The organism is Rhodospirillum sp. A1_3_36 (assembly GCF_047263945.1).
Taxonomy (GTDB): Bacteria; Pseudomonadota; Alphaproteobacteria; order Rhodospirillales; family Rhodospirillaceae; genus Rhodospirillum.
On the sequence record NZ_JBLAVB010000085.1, the window covers coordinates 1 to 1,390 of the forward strand.

Annotated in this window: 2 protein-coding genes; both read right to left on the minus strand. The window is 55.5% G+C overall.

Going from position 1 to position 1,390, the window contains the following annotated elements:
• Positions 1 to 65: 65 nt before the first annotated feature.
• A complete protein-coding gene (locus tag ACLIRY_RS27050; protein ID WP_413208518.1) occupies positions 66 to 581 on the minus strand; it encodes a DEAD/DEAH box helicase family protein in 516 nt (171 codons plus the stop codon).
• Positions 499 to 813: a hypothetical protein gene (locus ACLIRY_RS27055; RefSeq protein WP_413208519.1), complete on the minus strand. Its 315-nt coding sequence runs from the start codon at positions 811 to 813 to the stop codon at positions 499 to 501. Before ACLIRY_RS27055 ends, ACLIRY_RS27050 begins: the two co-directional genes overlap by 83 nt.
• Positions 814 to 1,390 lie beyond the last annotated feature (577 nt).

The following is a 1,390-nucleotide window of genomic DNA, read 5'->3' on the forward strand; positions in this document are numbered from 1 at the left end:
ATACAGATCCGTCACCGGAACCGCCAGGCTCAAGGGGCAAGCGCCGCTGGACGCTATCCGCGATCTCATCCAGGGCAGTTTCGCACTCGCTTGAGGCGCCTGCCGCCAACCCCGTGAGCAATTACCCACCAGAACCCGTATTCCCCAGAGATAGAAAGATACTTCGGATATCTCTCGGACGGGGAATGTAGACACTCGTGTTTAAGGCTGGTGAAAGTCTTTCCCGTTCCGCAGGCCATGATGAGCTTGCCGCGGTCCGCTTCCACCAAACCCTTCTCAACCTTTTCAAGGGCGCGAATTTGGTGCGGGCGGAGTACTTTTTTAGGCTTTAAGGTGACCCGCGTATTCGGTTGGTACTGACTCCAATCGATCTGACTGTTTTCCAGGTCGTTCAAATCGATTTTACTGACGGGCGGGCGCTGGTCCTGTAGGGCGTCCTTGGCGTGTTCGCTCCACAGATTCGTGGTGCTGACAATAATCCGGTGGGCAAAGGGGCGCTTACCCGAAGCGGTGAAAAAGCCTGTCGATGTCGCTTTTTTGGATGCGCGCCTCGGGGTCGAAGAACTTGCATTGGATGGCATGTATTTCGTCGGTGCCCCGTGTCTTCGCGACGAGGTCGATACCGGTATCCCGCTTGTCGAGACCTTGCAGGTCCGCCCATTCGGCGTAGGTCCAAATGTCGGAATAAAGGTCCCGGTAGGTGGCTTCCGTTCGCAGGTAGCAAGTGATCAGGTCCTCGAAGTAGGTGCCTTTTTCCCGCTCTGTCATGGAGGCATGGCCGAGCGTTTGCAGCAGCGAGGACAGGTCAGACATAGGAGGGCTCAAACCATAAAGGAGTGATGGGAGACGGCGCGCGAAGGTAGCCTATCCGACCCGCGACACTGAAATAGAAAAGCAGGGTCGGGAATATTAAGAAGGGGGTATTTTTATGTGGGCGCCATAAATGTTGCCTGTCGCATCGTCGCGGTTTGGCTGAACGTGACGCACATTATACCAAGCGATGCGGGTTGAAACCCATACCGCTTTTATTACGGAATAGCCTTATTAGGGGGAGGAGGATCAGACCGCCGGGGGCGGGAGCTTGGGGCAATTCCATGGGGTGCTGCTTTCGGCATTTTAGGACTCGCCGCATGCCTACTATCAGGCCGTCTGAATTTTTGCCGAAACTCCGGATCGACCTCTTAGCCCGACTCGCCAGGAAGCCAAAACACCCTCCTCCCTAACGAGAGCATCCCCATCCCCCAACATCCCCCTGACATACTAATACCAAAGGCCCTTGATTATGACTCGTTGGGGGCGGCTCGGAGATTCCCAAGCGGTTCGGATTGTGATTCCCTTCCTTGAGGCAGAAGGAGGGAGCCATGGTTGTCGCGATAACTCGAAGGGATTT

Bases quoted from the DNA above. Each gene is read 5' to 3' on its own strand.
- ACLIRY_RS27055 (WP_413208519.1), bottom strand. From the start codon at position 813: ATGTCTGACCTGTCCTCGCTGCTGCAAACGCTCGGCCATGCCTCCATG.
- ACLIRY_RS27050 (WP_413208518.1), bottom strand. From the start codon at position 581: ATGCCATCCAATGCAAGTTCTTCGACCCCGAGGCGCGCATCCAAAAAA.